Source organism: Curtobacterium sp. MCLR17_051 (assembly GCF_003234395.1).
Classification (GTDB): Bacteria; Actinomycetota; Actinomycetes; order Actinomycetales; family Microbacteriaceae; genus Curtobacterium; species Curtobacterium flaccumfaciens.
The window spans coordinates 73,862-92,874 of the sequence record NZ_QKTA01000001.1 but is presented as its reverse complement, the minus strand read 5'-3'; the positions used below and the strand labels follow the sequence as shown (position 1 = coordinate 92,874).

General features: G+C 71.2%; 18 protein-coding genes, 1 tRNA gene and 1 pseudogene. 10 read left to right on the top strand and 10 right to left on the bottom strand.

The window, feature by feature from the left end; translation table 11 throughout:
- Positions 1–12 precede the first annotated feature (12 nt).
- From DEJ06_RS00445 to DEJ06_RS00410, 8 genes are all read left to right on the top strand, one after another.
- Positions 13–648, top strand: a complete 636-nt coding sequence (locus DEJ06_RS00445) for a TetR/AcrR family transcriptional regulator (protein WP_111038055.1) — start codon at positions 13–15, stop codon at positions 646–648.
- Positions 649–692: 44 nt separating this feature from the next.
- Positions 693–765: transfer RNA gene (locus DEJ06_RS00440), tRNA-Thr, on the top strand.
- Positions 766–946: 181 nt separating this feature from the next.
- Positions 947–1,744 (top strand): glycoside hydrolase family 16 protein, encoded by a 798-nt coding sequence (locus tag DEJ06_RS00435; protein ID WP_111038054.1) that lies wholly within the window; start codon positions 947–949, stop codon positions 1,742–1,744.
- Between the two features lie 189 nt (positions 1,745–1,933).
- Complete coding sequence (locus tag DEJ06_RS00430) at positions 1,934–2,374, top strand: BLUF domain-containing protein (RefSeq protein WP_111038053.1); 441 nt, start codon at positions 1,934–1,936, stop codon at positions 2,372–2,374.
- Positions 2,375–2,469: 95 nt separating this feature from the next.
- Entirely contained in the window at positions 2,470–3,465 is a 996-nt protein-coding gene (locus tag DEJ06_RS00425; RefSeq protein WP_111038052.1) for a Gfo/Idh/MocA family protein, read from the top strand.
- 73 nt (positions 3,466–3,538) lie between these two features.
- Positions 3,539–5,050, top strand: a complete 1,512-nt coding sequence (gene dacB, locus DEJ06_RS00420; RefSeq protein WP_111038051.1) for a D-alanyl-D-alanine carboxypeptidase/D-alanyl-D-alanine-endopeptidase — start codon at positions 3,539–3,541, stop codon at positions 5,048–5,050.
- A gap of 23 nt (positions 5,051–5,073) precedes the next feature.
- On the top strand, positions 5,074–5,694 hold the full coding sequence (locus DEJ06_RS00415; RefSeq protein ID WP_181436753.1) for an isochorismatase family protein: 621 nt from the start codon (positions 5,074–5,076) through the stop codon (positions 5,692–5,694).
- Positions 5,691–7,199 (top strand): NAD-dependent succinate-semialdehyde dehydrogenase, encoded by a 1,509-nt coding sequence (locus tag DEJ06_RS00410; protein WP_111038049.1) that lies wholly within the window; start codon positions 5,691–5,693, stop codon positions 7,197–7,199. Before DEJ06_RS00415 ends, DEJ06_RS00410 begins: the two co-directional genes overlap by 4 nt.
- A gap of 46 nt (positions 7,200–7,245) precedes the next feature.
- Here the strand turns inward: DEJ06_RS00410 and DEJ06_RS00405 are convergent, their stop codons facing one another.
- The 8 genes and pseudogenes from DEJ06_RS00405 to DEJ06_RS00370 all read right to left on the bottom strand — a co-directional run bounded on the left by DEJ06_RS00405 (position 7,246) and on the right by DEJ06_RS00370 (position 15,465).
- Positions 7,246–9,099, bottom strand: coding sequence for an ABC transporter ATP-binding protein (locus tag DEJ06_RS00405; protein WP_111038048.1), 1,854 nt, complete (start codon positions 9,097–9,099; stop codon positions 7,246–7,248).
- A 7-nt stretch (positions 9,100–9,106) separates the two neighbouring features.
- Positions 9,107–9,322: a hypothetical protein gene (locus DEJ06_RS00400; RefSeq protein ID WP_027466417.1), complete on the bottom strand. Its 216-nt coding sequence runs from the start codon at positions 9,320–9,322 to the stop codon at positions 9,107–9,109.
- Positions 9,323–9,587: 265 nt separating this feature from the next.
- On the bottom strand, positions 9,588–10,967 hold the full coding sequence (locus tag DEJ06_RS00395) for an MFS transporter (protein WP_111038047.1): 1,380 nt from the start codon (positions 10,965–10,967) through the stop codon (positions 9,588–9,590).
- Positions 10,968–11,186: 219 nt separating this feature from the next.
- Positions 11,187–11,816 (bottom strand): annotated as a pseudogene (gene ribA / locus DEJ06_RS00390) (GTP cyclohydrolase II); the annotation flags it as partial.
- 29 nt (positions 11,817–11,845) lie between these two features.
- The gene (ribD, locus tag DEJ06_RS00385; RefSeq protein ID WP_258372425.1) at positions 11,846–12,922 is read right to left on the bottom strand and encodes a bifunctional diaminohydroxyphosphoribosylaminopyrimidine deaminase/5-amino-6-(5-phosphoribosylamino)uracil reductase RibD; all 1,077 of its coding nucleotides are present in this window, start codon (positions 12,920–12,922) and stop codon (positions 11,846–11,848) included.
- A 91-nt stretch (positions 12,923–13,013) separates the two neighbouring features.
- The gene (locus tag DEJ06_RS00380; protein ID WP_181433026.1) at positions 13,014–13,568 is read right to left on the bottom strand and encodes a GNAT family N-acetyltransferase; all 555 of its coding nucleotides are present in this window, start codon (positions 13,566–13,568) and stop codon (positions 13,014–13,016) included.
- Positions 13,569–13,570: 2 nt separating this feature from the next.
- Positions 13,571–14,581 carry a tryptophan--tRNA ligase gene (gene trpS / locus DEJ06_RS00375; protein ID WP_071406391.1) on the bottom strand — a complete coding sequence of 337 codons (1,011 nt, stop codon included), beginning with the start codon at positions 14,579–14,581 and terminating at the stop codon, positions 13,571–13,573.
- Between the two features lie 41 nt (positions 14,582–14,622).
- Entirely contained in the window at positions 14,623–15,465 is an 843-nt protein-coding gene (locus DEJ06_RS00370) for an exodeoxyribonuclease III (RefSeq protein ID WP_110863349.1), read from the bottom strand.
- Positions 15,466–15,517: 52 nt separating this feature from the next.
- On the opposite strand from DEJ06_RS00370, the gene DEJ06_RS00365 reads away from it, so the two are divergent.
- Positions 15,518–15,850 (top strand): hypothetical protein, encoded by a 333-nt coding sequence (locus tag DEJ06_RS00365; RefSeq protein WP_111038045.1) that lies wholly within the window; start codon positions 15,518–15,520, stop codon positions 15,848–15,850.
- 92 nt (positions 15,851–15,942) lie between these two features.
- Here the strand turns inward: DEJ06_RS00365 and DEJ06_RS00360 are convergent, their stop codons facing one another.
- Positions 15,943–16,215: an HPr family phosphocarrier protein gene (locus DEJ06_RS00360; protein ID WP_022905912.1), complete on the bottom strand. Its 273-nt coding sequence runs from the start codon at positions 16,213–16,215 to the stop codon at positions 15,943–15,945.
- A gap of 69 nt (positions 16,216–16,284) precedes the next feature.
- Positions 16,285–17,055 carry a DeoR/GlpR family DNA-binding transcription regulator gene (locus DEJ06_RS00355; RefSeq protein ID WP_027466423.1) on the bottom strand — a complete coding sequence of 257 codons (771 nt, stop codon included), beginning with the start codon at positions 17,053–17,055 and terminating at the stop codon, positions 16,285–16,287.
- A 251-nt stretch (positions 17,056–17,306) separates the two neighbouring features.
- Between DEJ06_RS00355 and ptsP the strand changes: the two genes are divergently transcribed.
- Positions 17,307–18,965 carry a phosphoenolpyruvate--protein phosphotransferase gene (gene ptsP, locus DEJ06_RS00350; RefSeq protein WP_111038044.1) on the top strand — a complete coding sequence of 553 codons (1,659 nt, stop codon included), beginning with the start codon at positions 17,307–17,309 and terminating at the stop codon, positions 18,963–18,965.
- Positions 18,966–19,013: the final 48 nt, after the last annotated feature.

Sequence of the window (19,013 nt, the reverse complement as noted above, 5' to 3'; positions counted from 1 at the left end):
GACAATCACGGCATGCCCGACGCTGAACCCGGCCTGCGCGAACGGAAGCGCCGCGCCACTCGGCGCGCCATCCAGCAGGCTGCGCTCCGGATCGCCATCGAGGACGGCCTCGGCGCGGTGACGGTGGACGAGATCTCCCGGCGGGCCGACGTCTCGCCCCGGACGTTCTTCAACTACTTCCCGAGCAAGGAGCAGGCGATCCTCGGGGACGACCCGCAGCTGCCCGACGACGCGGCGTTGCAGGCGTTCGTCGACGGTGGTCCGAGCGGTGACCTGCTCGCCGACATCGGCACGCTGCTCGTGCACTCCACGCGCGAACTGATCGAGGAGCGCGGGCTCATCGAGGAGCGGCAGCAGGTCCTCCGCGCGAACCCGGAGCTGTTCAGCCGTCGCATGGCGTCCATGAAGGAGTTCCAGGCGGAGCTGCAGGCGGCCGTCGCGCGCCGGCTCGAACACGCCGACCCGGAGCTCGCCGCCGACGCCGAGGCACTCCGCCGCCGCGCGGGTCTCGCGGCCATCGTCGCCCTCGCCGCCCTGCGCCACGCGTGGTGGGAGTGGTCGGGTTCCGAGGCCGGAACACACCTGGTCGACGAGCTCGAACGGTCCTTCTCCGAGCTCGGCGTGCTGGTTTCGCGTTCACTCGTCTGAACCTGTATAGTCATTGCTCGTGCCACTCCGGACATGGAGTGTGCGCCGCCTTAGCTCAGTCGGTAGAGCGATTCACTCGTAATGAATAGGTCGTCGGTTCGATTCCGACAGGCGGCTCCGTGAACACCCCGGTCAGGCCCACTCGAAGTGGCTCTGACCGGGGTTTTCGTATTCCGGACGAAACCGGTGTCCCTCGCCCGAGGGACAGACGTCGGGCGCGTTCGCGGGCTACCCTTGTCCGCGAAACGGGGGACACGATGACCGACCACCAGCCCAGCGCTCCACCGGCGGTGCCGCCGTGCTGAAGCGTGTCCTGGTCATCGTCGTGGTCGCTGCCACCGCCGGAGCCCTCGCCGTCACCGCGGCAGCCGTGCCCGAGTCCCGTGCCACGTCCGCCTCGACCTCGTCGCCGAGCACCGGTCCGTCCGCGACCCCGACGGCGTCCGCGACCGGCCCCGCGTACCTCGCGGACCGCGAGCCGACCTTCTCCGAGGACTTCGACACCCCCGCAGCAGCGGGCGGCCCGTTCGCCGAGACGTACCGGAACTCGTGGCAGCCGTACCCCGACGGTACGGGCGGCAAGTACTACTCGGACAAGCTCATCAGCGCCCACGACGGCTACCTGGACGTCGCGATGGACGGGGAGCACGGCGCTGCCGGAACGTTCGGCACGCCCACCGGCGCCTGGTCACACGTCGGCGGCACCTTCAGCATCCGTGCGCGGGCGACCGGTGGCGACGGCAACGGGATCGCGGTCATGCTCTGGCCGACGTCGAACGCCTGGGCGGACGGCGAGCTGAACTACCCGGAGGGGCAGTTCAACGGCTCACCGCGCGTCTTCCACCACTCGATGCTCCAGGGGCTCGAGAAGCGGACCGAGCACTACAACACCCGGGTGTCCTGGAACGACTGGCACACCTACACGACCGAGTGGGTGCCGGGGAAGATCATCCGGTACTACCTCGACGGCAAGCTGGTGTTCACGGTGCCGCGCAACGTGCCCACCACGCCGCACCGCTACATGTTCCAGATCGGCAACTGGGGCGACCCGGGGCACGTGCAGATCGACTGGGTGCGCACCTACGACGCGGAGTGACCAAACCCCCCGGACGGGGGCTCCGAATCAGTCCGGTCGTACGACCCGACACCCGTGTGCTCGCGTCGATGACCCGAACCTCGACGCGGGTGCGCGGGCGGGAACGATCCCCGTTCTGGGGATTCCCTTGCCGGGCCACTCGGACAACGATGGGACACGAACCCGTTCCGTCGTCAAAGAGAGGTCGTCATGCTGCTGTCCCTGGTCTACATGAGCGCAGCGAACGAGGTGTTCGACCAGGAGCGGCTCGACGCACTGCTCGAGCACGCACGGGTCCGCAACACCGCGTCCGGCCTGTCCGGTCTGCTCGTCTACAAGGACGGCCGGTTCATGCAGCTGCTCGAGGGCCCGGAGTCAGCCGTGCTCGAGACGTACCAGCGCATCATCGACGACCCGCGGCACACCGACGTCGGCCTGCTCGTCGAGGAGCGCATCCACACCCGGCGTTTCGGCGAGTGGAAGATGGCGTTCCACCGCGAACCGGACGCCGACCTGCCCGACGGCTTCGACTCGTTCCTCGCCGAGGGCGATGCGAGCGCCGACACGAGCCGTGCCCGTGAGCTCCTGCGCTGGTTCCGGAACCACCCGATGGCCGCCCCGGACGCCGCGCTCGGCAAGCACCGCCGCTGACGACCCGAGGCGGGCACCGCCGCTGACCGCCTGACGCGGACCCCGCTGACGACCGCCGCGGGCCGCGCCACACCCCGCGCTGGTAGACAGGACCCATGACGGTTCGCTGGGGAGTCATCGGCACAGGCGGCATCGCACGGTCCTTCGTGGGTGACTGCACCGCGGCCGGCATCGTGTTCACGGCCGTGGGCAGCCGCACCCGTGAACACGCCGAGGCCTTCGCCGCCGAGTTCGGCATCGAACGGGCCCACGGTTCCTACGAGGACCTCGTGGCGGACGACGACGTCGACGCGGTCTACGTCGCGACCCCGCACGTCCGGCACGCCGAGGACGCCCTGCTCGCGATCCGGGCGGGCAAGCACGTCCTGGTCGAGAAGGCCTTCACGATGACCGCGGACGAGGCCCGGACGGTCGTCGACGCGGCTCGGCAGGCGGGCGTCGCGGTGATGGAGGCGATGTGGACCCGCTTCCTGCCGCAGATGGCGATGATCCGCGAGATCGTCGCCGAGGGACGAATCGGCCGCCCGCTGGTGGTCGAGGCGACCCACCACCAGGCCCTCCCGACGGACCCCGGCCACCGGTTGCGCGACCCGGCACTCGGCGGGGGCGCGATGCTCGACCTCGGGATCTACCCGGTGTCCTTCGCGGTGGACGTGCTCGGGGTGCCGACCGCGCTGGTCGCAGCCGGGACGCTGAGCGAGCAGGGCGTCGACGAGCAGATGGGTCTGGTCATGACGCACGAGGGCGGTGCGCAGTCGATGATCCACTTCGGGATGGACCTGCGGAGCCCGAACACGGCGTCGATCATCGGTGAGACCGGCCGCATCGACCTCGACTCCACCTGGTACACGCCGACCACCTGGCGGATCCGTGACCGCGACGGTGCCGTGGCCGAGGAGTTCGACGGCCGCGAGGAGCTCGCCGGGTACGCGCACGAGGCCCGCGCCTTCGAGACGATGATCACGTCGGGCCGCCACGACGGCGGCCCGATGGACCCAGACGAGACCGTCGCGATCATGGCGGTGCTGGACGAGGCACGACGCCAGGTCGGGGTCCGGTACCCGGCCGACGGTCCCGTCACGGCTCCCTGATCCGGCTCCCGTCCGCCACGGATCCCGGATCCGGCCTGGAGGCTCCTGCCGCAGTTCCGTAGGATCGGTCGCGATGTCCGAGCAGCAGCCCACCCCGCGTTCCGTCCCGGAGCGGTTCCGCGCCGCCGTCACCGCGGTGCGCGCCTCCGCCGCGCGACGCCCGGTCCCCTGGATCGCCGGTGGCCTCGCGGCGCTGCTCGTGGTCGGTTCCGGTGGGGCCGTCGCCGTCGCGGCGGCCACGACCCCGGACTCCCGGACCGCTGCGGCGCCGAGTCCGACCCGGACCGCGTCCTCGGCTCCGGACCGGACGACCACCACGAAGCGCCCGACCACGAAGCCGTCCCCCACCCCGACCCCCGATGCCCGCGCGGTGCCGGACGACCTCGCCGGTCCGTCCGCGCTCCGGACCTGCTCGATCGCGACGGCTGCGTCCGCGAGCGGCCTCGGCGACTTCGAGGGGTACGTGATGGACGCGAAGACGGGCAAGGTCCTGTTCTCGAAGCACGGCGAGCGGGCCGCCCAGACCGGCAGCGTGATGAAGACCCTGACCTCGGCGACCGCGCTCTCGGTGCTCGGGGGCGACCACCGCATCCCGACGACCGTCGCACGGGAGTCCGCGAACACCGTCGCCCTGGTCGGCCACGGCGATGCGACGCTGTCCGCCGGCGGTGGCACCGTGTACCCGGGCGCCCCGACCCTCGCGCAGCTCGCGCAGCAGGTGAAGGCGAAGGTCGGCGACACCCCGGTCACCACGATCGTCACCGACGACTCGTACTGGAGCGACGCCGACGCCTGGGACCCCACGTGGCCGGTGTCCGAGCGCACCATCGGGTACCAGCCGAAGGTCACGGCGCTCATGGTCGACGGTGACCGGGCGAACCCCGCAGCGGCGACCTCGCCCCGGTCCGAGGACCCGGTCGGACGCGCCGGCATCGCCTTCCGGACGGCACTGGCGAACGCTGGCGTCGCCGGCGCCGGGTCCGCGCAGATCGTCAAGCGGGCGACCACCGGCACCGAGACGATCGCCACGGTGTCGTCGCAGCCGGTGTCGACGCTCATCGGGCAGATGATCCCGAACTCGGACAACACCCTGGCCGAGATGCTGGCCCGGGTGTCCTCGAAGGAGTCCGGCTCGAACGGCTCGGCGGCGTCGCTGTCGTCCGTGTACCAGTCGGCACTGCGCTCCTACGGCCTCGACCCGGCCGGCATCGTGATCAAGGACGGCTCGGGCGAGAGCGCCTCGAACGCCGTGTCGCCGGAGTTCGTCGCACACCTCATGGTGCAGGTCGCCTCCGGCGCGAAGGGCCTCGGCACGCTCGCGAACGCCCTGCCGGTGTCCGGCCAGTCCGGCACCCTGGCCAGCCGGTTCACCGGCGCGAACGCGGTCGCCCGCGGCAAGGTGCACGCGAAGACGGGCTGGATCGACAGCGCCAACACCCTCGGCGGCTACATCGACGCCGCCGACGGGTCGCGGCTGACCTTCGCCTTCTACGCCATCGGATCACCGCGTGCAGCGGCACTGCCGGCACTCGACGCGGTGACCGCCGCGACCTACTCGTGCGGGAGCAAGCTCACCGGCTCCTGAGCCGACGGGTGTTGGATGGACCCATGGCAAGAGCACTGCTCGTCGTGGACGTCCAGAACGACTTCACCGAGGGCGGTGCGCTCGCGGTCACCGGGGGAGCGGCGCTCGCGAAGCGCATCACCGCGTTCCTCGGTCGGCACGGGGACGAGTACGACCTGATCGTGGCGTCCCGCGACTGGCACCACGGCGACGACGACAACGGCGGACACTTCGCCGGACCCGACGGACCCGACTTCGTCGACACGTGGCCGGTGCACTGCGTCGCCGGCACGCCCGGCGCCGATTACCACCCCGATCTCGACACCGCACTGGTCGACGTCGACGTCCGCAAGGGGCAGGGCACGCCGGACTACTCGGCGTTCCAGGCCCGGACCGAGGCGGGCGTCCCGCTGGCCGAGGTGCTCGCCGAGCGCCGCGTGCACACGATCGACGTCGTCGGCATCGCCACCGACCACTGCGTCCGTGCCTCGGCGCTCGACGCCCGTGCCGCGGGCCTCGACGTCGCCGTGTACGAGGACCTGGTGGCCGGCGTCGACGTCGAGCGCAGCGCCCGGGCGCTCGACGAGATCCGGGCGGCCGGCGGACACGTCGACCGCAGCGACATGGACGAGGGCCTCGCGAACCCAGGAGGAGCACGACTGTGACCGACACCACCACGAACGAAACCACCACCACCACCGTCGCCGACGAGCACGTCCGCGTCGAGAACGTCCCCACCGGACTCTTCATCGGCGGCACCTGGCGCGCCTCGTCGAGTGGGTCCACCTTTGCCGTGCACGACCCGTCGACCGGTGCCGTCCTGGCCGAGGTCGCCGACGCCACCCCCGAGGACGGCCTCGCGGCCCTCGACGCAGCCGCCGCGGCGCAGGAGTCGTGGGCAGCGACGGCCCCGCGCACGCGCTCGGACATCCTGCGCCGGGCCTTCGACCTGGTGCACGAGCACGCCGACGACCTCGCGGCCCTGATGTCGCTCGAGATGGGCAAGCCCCTGGCCGAGGCCCGCGGCGAGGTCGTCTACGGCGGCGAGTTCCTGCGGTGGTTCTCGGAGGAAGCGGTCCGCATCACCGGCGACTACCGCACGAACCCCGAGGGCACCGGCCGCGCGATCGTGCTGAAGCGTCCGGTCGGCCCCGTGTACGCGATCACCCCGTGGAACTTCCCGCTCGCCATGGCGACGCGGAAGATCGGCCCGGCCCTGGCCGCCGGCTGCACGGTGGTCGCGAAGCCGGCCGACCTCACCCCGCTGACGACCCTGTTCCTGGTCGAGCTGTTCCGCCGTGCCGGGCTGCCGGACGGCGTGCTCAACGTGATCCCGTCGAGTGACGCCAAGGGACTGTCCGAGCCGATCATCGCCGATCCGCGCCTGCGGAAGCTGACGTTCACCGGTTCGACCCCGGTCGGTTCGGCGCTCCTCAAGCAGGCGGCGGACAACGTGCTCAAGACGAGCATGGAGCTCGGCGGCAACGCTCCGCTGCTCGTGTTCGACGACGCCGATCTCGACGAGGCGGTGGACGCGGCGATGCTCGCGAAGTTCCGCAACACGGGCGAGGCCTGCACCGCCGCGAACCGGTTCTTCGTGCAGGACGGCATCGCCGATGCGTTCGTCGCGGCCCTCACCGGGAAGGTGGACGCCCTGCGCGTCGGCCGGGGCACCGAGGACGGCACGACGCTCGGACCGCTCATCGACGACCGCGCCGTGGACAAAGCTGCCTCGCTCGTCGACGATGCCCTCGGTCGCGGTGCCCGGCTCGTCACCGGCGGCAACCGGATCGACCGCCCGGGCACCTTCTACGAGGCGACCGTGATCGATGACGTGCAACCCGGCTCGGAGATCATGACGACGGAGATCTTCGGACCGGTCGCCTCGGTCACGCGCTTCAGCACCGAGGACGAGGGGATCCGGCTCGCGAACGACACCGAGTACGGACTCATCGCCTACGCCTTCACGACCGACTTCCGGCGCGGTCAGCGGCTCGCCGAGCGCCTGGAGACGGGCATGCTCGGGCTGAACACGGGCGTCGTCTCGAACGCGGCGTTCCCGTTCGGCGGCGTGAAGTCCTCCGGCCTCGGCCGCGAGGGGTCGCACGAGGGCATCGAGGAGTACCTCGAGACCGTCTACGTGCTGACGCCGGACCCCTTCGCCGCCTGAGCCTGGATCGACGGTACGGCCGCGGTACTCGCGGCCGTACCGGCACTCACACCAGCAGCTGGTGCTTCGCCAGGTCGCGGTAGAGCGGCGTCGACTCGACGAGCTCGGAGTGCGTGCCGCTGCCGACGACGCGGCCGTGCTCGAGCACGACGATCACGTCGGAGTCGACCACCGTCGACAGCCGGTGGGCGATCACGAGCAGGGTGCGGTCCTCGGCGACGGCGTCGATCGCGAGCCGCATCTTCTGCTCGTTGACCCCGTCGAGTGACGACGTCGACTCGTCGAGCAGCAGGATCGGGGGAGCGGCGAGCAGCGCGCGGGCGATGGCCAGGCGCTGTCGTTCGCCACCGGAGAGCATCACGCCGTCCTCACCGACCTGCGCGTCGAGACCGCGGGGGTCGCGGTGCAGGACCTCGCCGAGGTTGACCGCCTCGAGCACCCGGACGCAGTCGTCCTCGGTGGCGTTCGGCGACCCGAGCAGCAGGTTGGCGCGGATCGTGCCGGCGAGCACCGGCGCGTCCTGCTCGACGTAGCCGATCTGGGCGCGGAGCTCGTCGCGGTCCATGCCGCGGACGTCGATGCCACCCAGGCGGATGACGCCGTCGGTGGGGTCGTAGAACCGCTCGATCAGCGCCAGGGTCGTCGACTTGCCGGCACCGGACGGACCCACGAGTGCGACGCGTGAGCCGCGGGGCACCCGGAACGACACGTCGTGGAGCACCACGTCGTCGGCCGGGCGCTCGTCGTCGACGCGATCCGGGCCTCCTGGACGGTCCGCGGGGTCGGACGCGACCGCGCCGTCGGCACCCGAGGCATCCGCCTGGGCGCGGTACCGGAACGAGACGTGCTCGAACGCGATGGCGTCGTCGGTGGCGACCGCTGCGGCGGGCCGGACCGACTCGTCGTCCTGGGACTCCGTCGGCAGGTGCAGGATCTCCTCGATCCGGCCGAGCGCGCCGAGCGCCTGGGCGACGGCGACGGCCGCTCCCATCGCCTGGCCGAGCGGCATGATCATCATGAAGAGCAGCAGGATGAACGTGATGAGCGTCGCGATGGTGATGGTGCCGGCTGCGACCTGCGCCCCGCCGACGCCCAGGACGGCGATGAACGCGACCTGCATGACGATGCTCGCGACGGGGACGACGAAGGCGGACATCTTGGCGATGTCGAGACCGCGCTTGTAGGCCTCGGTCGCGTGGCCGTCGACCTCGCGCACCTCGCGTTCGGTGGCGCCGGCCGCACGGATCGTGCGGACCGCGCCGATCCCGCGTTCGACGGCGGCGGTGAGGTCGCCGACCTTCTCCTGCGCACGCTTCGAGGCGACCCGGATGCGACGGCTCAGTCCACCGACGACGACGATGGCGATCAGGACGATCACGATCACGATGCCGAGCAGCAGCGGGTCGATGATCGCCATCGCGACGATGGCGCCGATGAACGTGAGCGCGCCGCCGATCGACTCGATCAGTCCCTGGGTCAGGACGGCCCGCAGGAGCGTGGTGTCGCTGCCGACGCGGGACACCAGGTCACCGGTCCGGCGGGTGTCGAACTCCGAGATCGGCAGGTTGAGGATGCGGGCGATGAGCTTGCGGCGGGTGGAGAGCACGACGCCCTCGCCCGCGCGCTGCAGCAGGAAGTGCTGGACGCCGTTCAGCACCCCCGCGACGATGACGAGCCCGACCAGCAGCCACACGAGCGTGCTGAGGGTGTTGCCCTGCTGCACCGCGGTGATGACCTGGTTGACCAGGAGCGGCTGCGCGAGCGAAGCCCCCGCGCCGAGGACACTCAGCACGATGATCACGACCATCGCGGGCTTGTTCTCGAACAGGTAGGACAGCAGGCGACCGAACGTGGCGCGGGGGCCGTCGGAGGTCTTCGGGCGTGCGAAGGGGAAGCTCATCGTGTTCCTAGTTTCTGCCGTACTTCTTGTGCACTGCCTGTCGGCTGACACCGAGCAGCGTCGCGATCTCCTGCCACGAGGCACCGGCGGTGCGGGCACGTCGCGCGGCGAGCTCTTCGGTCCGGTCGAGCTCACGGCGCAGCTCCCGCACGTTGGCGAGGGCGGAGAACGGGTCGTCCCCTGATGCTCCGGCCGCGAGGCTCGTGATGGTCGGTCGGTCCATGCCTGTCAACCTACATTGACGCACCGACATCCGTCAACCTGCGTTGACGGGTCTCGCCGCGCTGCATCGGGTGCGCAGACGCCGGCGTCTTCGTTCGACGCCGCCACGCGCGCGAGACGCCGCCGAATCCGGCGGCGTCTCGGCGGGCATGCGGCGTCCCGCTGACACGACGGCGTGTTGCGCGGGGGGCGAGGCGCGCGCACGACGAACGGGAGGCCCGGTGCCAGCTGGCACCGGGCCTCCTGTCCCGCGGATGCGTCGCCGATCAGGCGTCGGCGATGTCCTTCGACTTCGTCTCGCGCACGAAGAGCAGCGCGACCAGCGTCACGACCGCGGCGATCGTCAGGTACAGGCCGACCAGGAAGATGTCGCCGTCCGGCTTCCAGAGCGCCAGTGCAATGGTCGGGGCGAGCGACGCACCGAGGATCGACGCGACGTTGTACGCGATGGCCGAGCCGGTGTACCGGACGTTCGTCGGGAACAGCTCGGGCAGCAGCGCACCCATCGGACCGAAGGTCAGCCCCATCAGCGAGAGCCCGACGATGAGGAACGTCACCACGGTGATCGGGCCGCTCGACGCCGCGAACCAGAACTGGAACGTCAGGCCGAACAGCGCGATGCCGATCGTGGTCGGGATGAGGGTCTTGCGGCGGCCGAACTTGTCGGCAAGCAGCCCCGCGATCGGCGTGAAGATGCCGAAGAACACGACGCCGATCATGAGCAGGGTCAGGAACTCGCCACGGGTGTACCCGAGGCCGACCTTCGGGACGAGCGCGCTCGCCTCGGAGCCGGTCGTGCCGTACGACAGGGTGAAGGTCGTCATGAAGTAGAAGAGCACGTACGTGGCGACCATGCCGAACGTACCGACGATGACGGCCCGCCACGAGGTGCGGAACACCCGACCGAGCGGGACCTTCGCGACCGTGCCCGACTCCTGCACGCCGCGGAACACCGGCGACTCGACGAGCTTGAAGCGCACGTAGAGGCCGATGACGACGAGGACGGCGGAGAGCAGGAACGGGATGCGCCAGCCCCACGCCTGGAAGTCGGCGTTCGGGGTGCCGTCGGCACCGGCAGGCATCGCTGCGTTGATCGCGATGAACAGGCCGTTCGCGAGCAGGAAGCCGATCGGGGCACCGAGCTGCGGCATCGAGCCGAACACGCCGCGCTTGCCCTTCGGTGCGTTCTCGGTCGCGAGCAGGGCCGCACCGGACCACTCGCCGCCGAGCCCGACGCCCTGGGCGAAGCGCATCACGGCGAGCAGGACCGGGGCCCAGACGCCGATGGTGTCGAACGTCGGCAGGCAGCCGATCAGGAACGTGGCGGTGCCCATCACGAGCAGCGACGCGACGAGGGTGGTCTTGCGGCCGATCCGGTCACCGAAGTGCCCGAAGATGATCGACCCGACCGGCCGGGCGAAGAACGCCAGGGCGAAGGTGACGAAGGACGACAGCTGCGATGCCGTCGGGTCCTCGTTCGGGAAGAACAGCGTCGGGAAGACGAGCACCGCGGCGGTCGCGTAGACGTAGAAGTCGTAGAACTCGATCGACGTGCCGACGAGGCTCGCGATGACGACGCGGGAGCGCGGGTTGCCGGCGGGTGCCGGAGCAGAGGTGGGGGTTGCGGGTGCCGGGGCGGCGGTCATGACAGGGCGAGGTCTTCCGTGCTGCGTGCTCCCGGCGGAGAGCACGAGGATCCGAAACGGCGGACACCGATCGGTTCGCGCGGGGTGGCGCGGGCACCGATCGGGTGCGTTCGGCTGAGGGGGACCGCTTGTGACGGAAGCCCGATCATACGACAGATGTCGTCTGCCTGCGAATCAGCCCAGAGTCAGCTGGCCGAAGCGTCTGCCGCCTGCGCGCGCTCAGGCGCCCGCGCCCGCCCCCGCTTCGAGGTGCTCGGGCAGCTGGTGGCCCATCCGGTCGCGCTTCGTGTCGAGGTACCCGGCGTTCTGCGCCGAGATGCCGACGACGAGCGGCACGAGGGAGTCGACGGTGATGCCGTGCTCCTCGAGCTGGCGGCGCTTCTCGGGGTTGTTCGACAGCAGCCGGACCCGGGTGATGCCGAGGTCGGCGAGGATGCCCGCGGCGCCGCCGTAGGCTCGTGAGTCGGCGGGCAGGCCGAGCGCGAGGTTGGCGTCGAGGGTGTCAAGACCGTCCTCCTGCAGGCGGTAGGCCTTGAGCTTGTTGATGAGGCCGATGCCGCGGCCCTCCTGCCCGCGCAGGTAGATGACCACACCGCCCTCGGCCGCGATCGTGTCGAGCGCGGCGTCGAGCTGGGGGCCGCACTCGCACTTCAGCGAGCCGAAGGCCTCACCGGTCAGGCACTCGGAGTGCACCCGGACGAGTGCGCCGTCGGTGGGCATCGAGCCGTCCGGCAGGGTGCCGATGATCGCGACGTGCTCCGCGCTCGTCACGAGGTCGCGGTAGGCGCGCATCTGGAAGGTGCCGTGGGTGGTCGGCACGTTCGTCGACACCTCGAACTTGACCGGGCTCCCCGGCGTGGGGGAGGTCAGCGCATCGGTCATGGGGTGCTCCGGTCGTTCGTGGGCCCGTCGTTCCCGAGCCCGGGTGTCGCGTCGTGCTGCTGCTGGCGGTCGTGCTGGTGCTGCGGATGCTGCGGTCGGGCTCGGACCAGCAGGTCGGGGCCGAGGCTGGTGGTCGATAGTACGTCCAACCGCCGACGGTCGGAGATGCTTCCCACCCCCAGGTCGTCGAGGGCGACCCGGGGGCCGCCGAGCAGCACCGGGGCGATGTACACCAGGTACTCGTCGACGAGTCCGGCGGCGATGAGCGCCGAGGCGACCGTGGGGCCACCCTCGACGAACACCGAGTGCACCCCGTGCCCGCGCAGTGCGCCGAGCGAGGTGGCCAGGTCGTGTCCGGGCAGGGTGACGAACCCGCGCGGGTGCCGACGGACGGCGGCGTCGGCAGGCACCGGGCGGTCACCGAGCACCACGGCGAGGGGCTGGTCGGCGAGCAGTTCGCCGGCGTCCCCGCGCGCGGTCAGGCTCGGGTCGTCGGCCAGGACGGTGCCGGTGCCGACGAGGATCGCGTCGTGGGCGGCGCGCTGTTCGTGCACGTGCTGGCGTGCGGCGGCGCCGGTGATCCACTTGCTCGTGCCGTCGGCAGCGGCGGCGCGCCCGTCCAGGCTGGACGCCCACTTCACGGTGACCCACGGTCGGCCGAGCCGGACCGAGAGCAGCCACCGTTCGAGGAACGCCTCGGCCTGGTCGGCCAGGACCCCGGAGACGACCTGGACTCCGGCGGCACGGAGTCGGTCGGCGCCGCCGTGCACGTCGGCTCCGGGGTCGTCGATCGCGTACACGACCCGGGCGATCCCGGCGTCGAGCAGGGCCACGGCGCACGGCCCCGTGCGGCCGACGTGGTTGCAGGGTTCGAGGGTGACGACCGCCGTCGCGCCGCGCAGCAGTGCCGGGTCGACCTTGGCCATCGCGTCGACCTCGGCGTGCGGGGTGCCGGCCCCCTTGTGCCATCCCTCGGCGAGGACCTCGCCGGTGGGGGAGAGGATCACGGCGCCGACGCGGGCGTGGTCGCCGACGACGGGCCCGAGGGCCGCGAGTTCGAGCCCGCGGCGCATCGCCCGGACCTCGGTGGGTCGTGCCGTGTCGCTCACGGGCCGAGCCTACCGGCGGTGGTTGGGTGACACGTCACCACGGTTGTGAGCGCGTTCAGGCGACGGGCCAGGGGAGCTCGGAGGCTGGGGTGCCGTCGGCGCGTCGCAGTGCGGTCCACGCCGCGGTCGGGCCGCCGTCCCGGTCCGGCACCCGTGCTGCGCCGAGGCCCGTGAACGAGAACCCGGCCGCACGGGCGACCGCTGCCGACGCTGCGTTGCCCTCGTAGCACTCCCAGTAGACGTCCGGCGCGCCCTGCTCGAACGCCCAGTCGACCACGAGCCGGACGGCGTCGTGCATGAGTCCGGCACCGCGCGCGGACGGTGCGAGCCAGAACCCGAGGTCACGACCGGCGGTGCGGTAGCTGATGATGCCCGCGAGCCACGTCGAACCGGCCGGTCGGATCGCCCACGTGTACTCGCGGTCCGATGCCCACCCCGGTCCGACCAGGGCGTCGACGAAGGTCCGGGCATCCTGCTCGCGGTACGGCGTCGGCACCGTCGTCCACCGGACGATCTCCGGGTCCTGGCAGGCCTCCGTGATCGCCGCGGTGTCGGTGCGGGTGGGCAGGTCGAGCCGGACCCGCGCCGACTCGAGCGTGACGGGCTGCACGGTCAGCCGCGCGACCGCGGGACGAACCCGATGCGGTCGTAGACGCGGGCCAGGGTCTCCTGCGCGATCGACTCGGCGCGGTCGGCGCCGACGGCGAGCAGCCGGTCGAGCTCCGCCGGGTCGTCGAGCAGTTCGAGCGTGCGGGCGCGGACCGGTTCGAGCTCGGCCACGACGGCGTCGGCGACCTCGCCCTTCAGGTCGCCGTAGCCCTTGCCGGCGAACGACTCCTCGAGCGCGGCGATCGAGGTGCCGGTGAACGCCGACAGGATCGACAGCAGGTTCGTCACACCGGGCTTGGCCTGGCGGTCGGCCCGGATCTCCCGCTCGGCGTCGGTGACGGCCGACTTGATCTTCTTCGCGGTGCGCTTCGGGTCGTCGAGCAGGCGGATGAGGCCGTTGTCCGACGCTGCGGACTTGCTCATCTTGCTGGTCGGGTCCTGCAGGTCGTAGATGCGCGCGGTCTCGGTCAGGATCCGTGCCTCGGGCGTGACGAAGGTGTCACCGAACCGCGAGTTGAAGCGTCCGGCCAGGTCGCGGGTGAGCTCCACGTGCTGTCGCTGGTCGTCACCGACCGGCACGACCTTGGTGTCGTAGAGCAGGATGTCCGCGGCCATCAGGATCGGGTAGGTGAAGAGCCCGACCGACGCGGCCTCGGCGCCCTGGCGTGCTGACTTGTCCTTGAACTGGGTCATCCGGCTCGCCTCGCCGAAGCCGGTCAGGGTGTTCAGCACCCAGGCGAGCTCGGCGTGGGCGGGCACGTGCGACTGCACGAACAGCGTCGCCTTGGACGGGTCGATGCCCGACGCGATGTACTGCGCAGCGGTGGCCCGGGTGTTCGCGCGGAGCTCGGCCGGGTCCTGCGGCGAGGTGATGGCGTGCATGTCGACGACACAGTAGATGGCGTCGTAGTCGTCGAGCAGGGTCCTCCACTGCATGAGCGCCCCGACGTAGTTGCCGAGGTGCAGCGATCCGGCGGACGGCTGGATGCCCGAGAAGATGCGGGTCTTGGTCATGGTGGTGCTCCGGTGCGTCAGGTGAAGCGAGAGAAGAGGGGTCAGAGTTCGTAGTCGACGACCACGGGGGCATGGTCGGACCATCGCTGGTCGTACGCCGCAGCGCGGTCGACCGTGTACTCCGTGACCTTGGCAGCCAGGTCGGGCGTCGCCATCTGGTAGTCGATGCGCCAACCGGTGTCGTTGTCGAACGCCTGACCGCGCCACGACCACCACGTGAACGGGCCGTCGACGTCGCCGGCCTGGGCGCGGCCCACGTCGACCCAACCGAGCCCGGGGCCCGTGGAGCCGTCGGCACCCTCGACCGGTTCGCCGTCGGCGCCGAAGAACCGCGAGAAGTAGGCGCGCTCGCGCGGCAGGAAGCCGGCTCGCTTGACGTTGCCCTTCCAGTTCTTGATGTCGCGCTCGTCGTGCCCGACGTTCAGGTCCCCGACGACGACGGCGAGCGGGTTGTGCGCCCGGAGTGCCGGCAGCCGCTCGGTCATCGCGTCGAGGAACTTCCACTTCTCGTCCTGCTTGGGGGTGTCGACCTCGCCCGAGTGCACGTACGTGGAGACCACCGTGACGGTCGTCCCGCCGATCTCGTAGTCGGCCTCGAGCCAGCGGCCGGCCGAGTCGAAGTCGTCCGGGCCGAGCGCGACGCGGTGGATCTGAGCGGAGTGTCGGGATGCGATCGCGACGCCGGCCCGGCCCTTCGCGGTCGCCGGGTCGTGCACGATGTCCCACTCGTCGCCGAGCAGCGCCGCCAGGTCGTCGCTCGACGCGCGCACTTCCTGCAGGGCCAGCACGTCGACGTCGCGGGTGGCGAGCCAGTCGCCCATGCCCTTGCGGAAGGCGGCGCGGACGCCGTTCACGTTGACGGATGCGAGGCGCAGGCGTGTCATGCAGAACACCTTATCGGCGGGTGCCGACAGCCCTCGGTCGTACGATCTGCCCATGACCGTCGTGATGACCGTCGGCGAGCTGCTCGCCGCGTTCCGACCCGTGGCAGCGCAGATGCTCCGTCCGGACGAGTTCCGCTCCGCCCGCTTCTGGGTGAGCCCGCACGGGGACTGGGAACTCGACCACGAGGAGGACGAGTTCATCGACGGCTCGATGAGCGTCGTCTGGGAGATCGGGGGCGAGACCCAGGGGACGAGGAGCCTCGTCGAGGACGTCGACGACCTGCCCGGACTCCTCCACGACCTCGCCGACGACCTGCAGGACTTCATCGCCGAGAGCTCCTTCGCCTGGGGCGAGCTGCGCGCGATCCCGCCCATCGCGCCGTAGCGGCGACCGGACGACGGACGGGAGGCCCGTGGCTGCGCAGCCACGGGCCTCCCGTCCGTCTGGTGGTCGCGTGCAGGACGCGACCTGCGCGATCAGGCCGCGTCGTGGTCCGTCTTGAGGAACTCGACCAGGCTGTCGGCGGTGGTCTCGGCGTCGTCGCCCGAGACGGTGAGGGTGACCTCGTCGCCGTTCTCGATGCCGAGCCCGAGCAGGGCGAGGATGCTGCCGGCGTTCCCGGACTTGTCGCCCTTGGCGATCGTGACCTGGTGCCCCGACGCCGTCACGGTCTGGACGAAGAGGGATGCGGGGCGAGCGTGCAGGCCGGATGCGCTGGCGACGGTCACGGTGCGGGTGGCTTCGGACATCGATGTACTCCTGTCGATGGGTGGTTGGCTCATGCTAGCGAGCACTGGGTGGGCGGGGACGGGGCGCGGTCAGGGTCGGCCGGGCCAGAAGACCTCGGTGCCGGCGGCCTCGACCTCGCGGACCAGGTCGAGGTTGACGGCGGGGTCGGTGATGATCGTGTCGATCGCGGCGAGCGGGGCGACGCGACCGAACTCCTCGCGGCCGAACTTGGTGTGGTCGGCGAGCAGGATGCTCCGTCGGGCGGACTTGATCATCGCGCTCTTCACGGCGGCCTCGGCCATGTTGTGGGTCGTCAGGCCGCGCTCCGGCGTGATGCCGTTGATGCTGATGAAGGCGACGTCGACGCTGACCATGCCGATGAGCTGGTGCGTCCAGGTGCCGACGCCGGCCAGGGAGTCGCTGCGGATGTTGCCGCCGAGCAGGTGCAGGTCGATGCCCGGGCGGTTCGCGACGGCGGTGGCGACGGGCAACGAGTGCGTGACGACGGTCAGTCCGCGGTCGGTCGGCAGCAGCTCGGCCAGGCAGATGGTCGAGGTGCCGGCGTCGATCATGATCGAGCCGTTCTCGGGCAGTTCCGCCAGGGCGGCCTCGGCGATGACCATCTTCTCGGTCTGGTTGATGCCGCCGCGGTCCCCGACGCCGGGGTGCAGGGTGATGCGCTCGACGGGGATCGCGCCGCCGTGCGCGCGCCGGACGAGGCCGCGGCGCTCGAGGCTCGTCAGGTCGCGGCGGATGGTCTCGGGCGTGACGGCGAGCAGCTCGGCCAGGTCCTTGACGTCCACCCGGCCCTGCGCGCGCGCCTGCTCGACGATGCGCTGGTGGCGTTCTGGTGCGTACATCGGACCTCGTCGTCTCGGGTCGGAACGGAACGGACATGCTCGGGCACGACATCCGCGATGTCGCCCCCTGCGTTCGATCCGCCAGACGCAAACGGGCATCTGTTTCTGCATTTTTATCCCCGGATGTGTTTGTTTGTCAACGCGAAGCGGGGTAGTGTGCTGATCAGCCGCACGGGCGTGGTCTGTTCCCGTGTCGTGTGCACCGAACGATCCACCCCACCGCAAGCGCGTGTGAGATGAAGGAGTCTCGAATGTCCGAACTGCTCGGCACCGGCGTCGGCCGTGGCGTTGCCCACGGCCCCGTGCTCCGGATGGCTGACCCGCTCGGCGAACCGTCGAAGGACGCCCTGGTGGGCTCGGCGGACGACGCGAAGCAGGCCGTGCACGACGCACTGGCCGCCGTGGCGGACGACCTCAACAAGCGCGGGCAGCTCGCCGGTGGCGACGCCCAGGCCGTGCTCGAGGCCCAGGCGCTCATGGCGCAGGACCCGACGCTCCTCGACGACGTGCACACCCGCATCGACGGTGGCACCAACGCCGAGCGTGCCGTGTACGAGGCGTTCGCCCAGTTCCGCGACCTGCTCGTCGGCATGGGCGGCTACATGGGGGAGCGCGCGGCCGACCTCGACGACGTCGCCCAGCGCATCATCGCCAAGCTCCGCGGCGTCCACGCCCCCGGCGTCCCCGAGTCGGACACCCCCTTCGTCCTCGTCGCCCGCGACCTCGCCCCGGCGGACACCGCGCTGCTCGACCTCGAGAAGGTCCTGGCACTCGTCACCCGTGACGGCGGCCCGACCTCGCACACCGCGATCCTCGCCCGCGCCAAGGGCATCACCGCCATCGTCGGCGTGACCGGTGCCGACGACCTGACCGACGGTCAGTCCGTCGTCGTGGACGCGATCGCCGGCACGGTCGTCACCGACCCCGACGCCGCACTGGTCGCGGACGTCGAGCGCCGCATCGCCGACCGTCTCGCCGCCGCAGCGGCACCGCTCACCGCCGGTGCCCTCGCCGACGGTCACGTCGTGCCCCTGCTCGCGAACCTCGGCAGCCCCGCCGACGCCGCCGGCGCCGTTGCTCTCGGTGCGGAGGGCGTGGGGCTCTTCCGCACCGAGTTCCTCTTCCTCGACTCGCCGAAGGCCCCCACGGTCGACGAACAGACCGAGTCGTACCGCCAGCTCCTCGCGGCGTTCTCCGGCAAGAAGGTCGTCGTGCGCGCGCTCGACGCCGGCGCGGACAAGCCCCTGCCGTTCCTCACCGACAAGGACGAGGAGAACCCGGCCCTCGGGCGCCGCGGTCTCCGTGCCCTGCGGAACCACCCCGAGGTCCTGCGCGACCAGCTCACCGCGCTCGCCCAGGCTGACGCCGCGACCGAGGCCGACCTGTGGGTCATGGCCCCGATGGTCGCCGACGCCGAGGAGACCGAGTACTTCGTCACCCTGGCCCGTGAACTCGGCATCCGCACCGCGGGTGTCATGGCCGAGGTGCCGTCGCTCGCGCTGATGGCCGAGCAGGTGTTCCAGAACGCCGACTTCGTGTCGATCGGCACGAACGACCTGACCCAGTACACGATGGCCGCCGACCGCATGCTCGGCACCGTCGCGTCGTACCAGGACCCGTGGCACCCCGCCGTCCTGCGCCTCGTCGCGCAGCTCGGTTCCGCGGGCGCCACCGCCGGCAAGGCCGTCGGGATCTGCGGTGAGGCAGCAGCCGACCCGCTGCTCGCCGTCGTCCTGGTCGGTCTCGGCGCCACGACCCTCTCCATGACCCCCGCGGCCCTGGCCGACGTGCGCGCCGAACTCGGTCGCTACACGCTCGAACAGGCCCGCGAGATGGCGACGGCGGCACTCGCCGCGAGCACGGCGGCGGCCGCGAAGTCCGCTGCCGCCTCCGCGGTGCACGCCGCCTGACCCACCACCCCCAGCACCACCCCTCCCAGCACCACGCAGCAGCTCCAC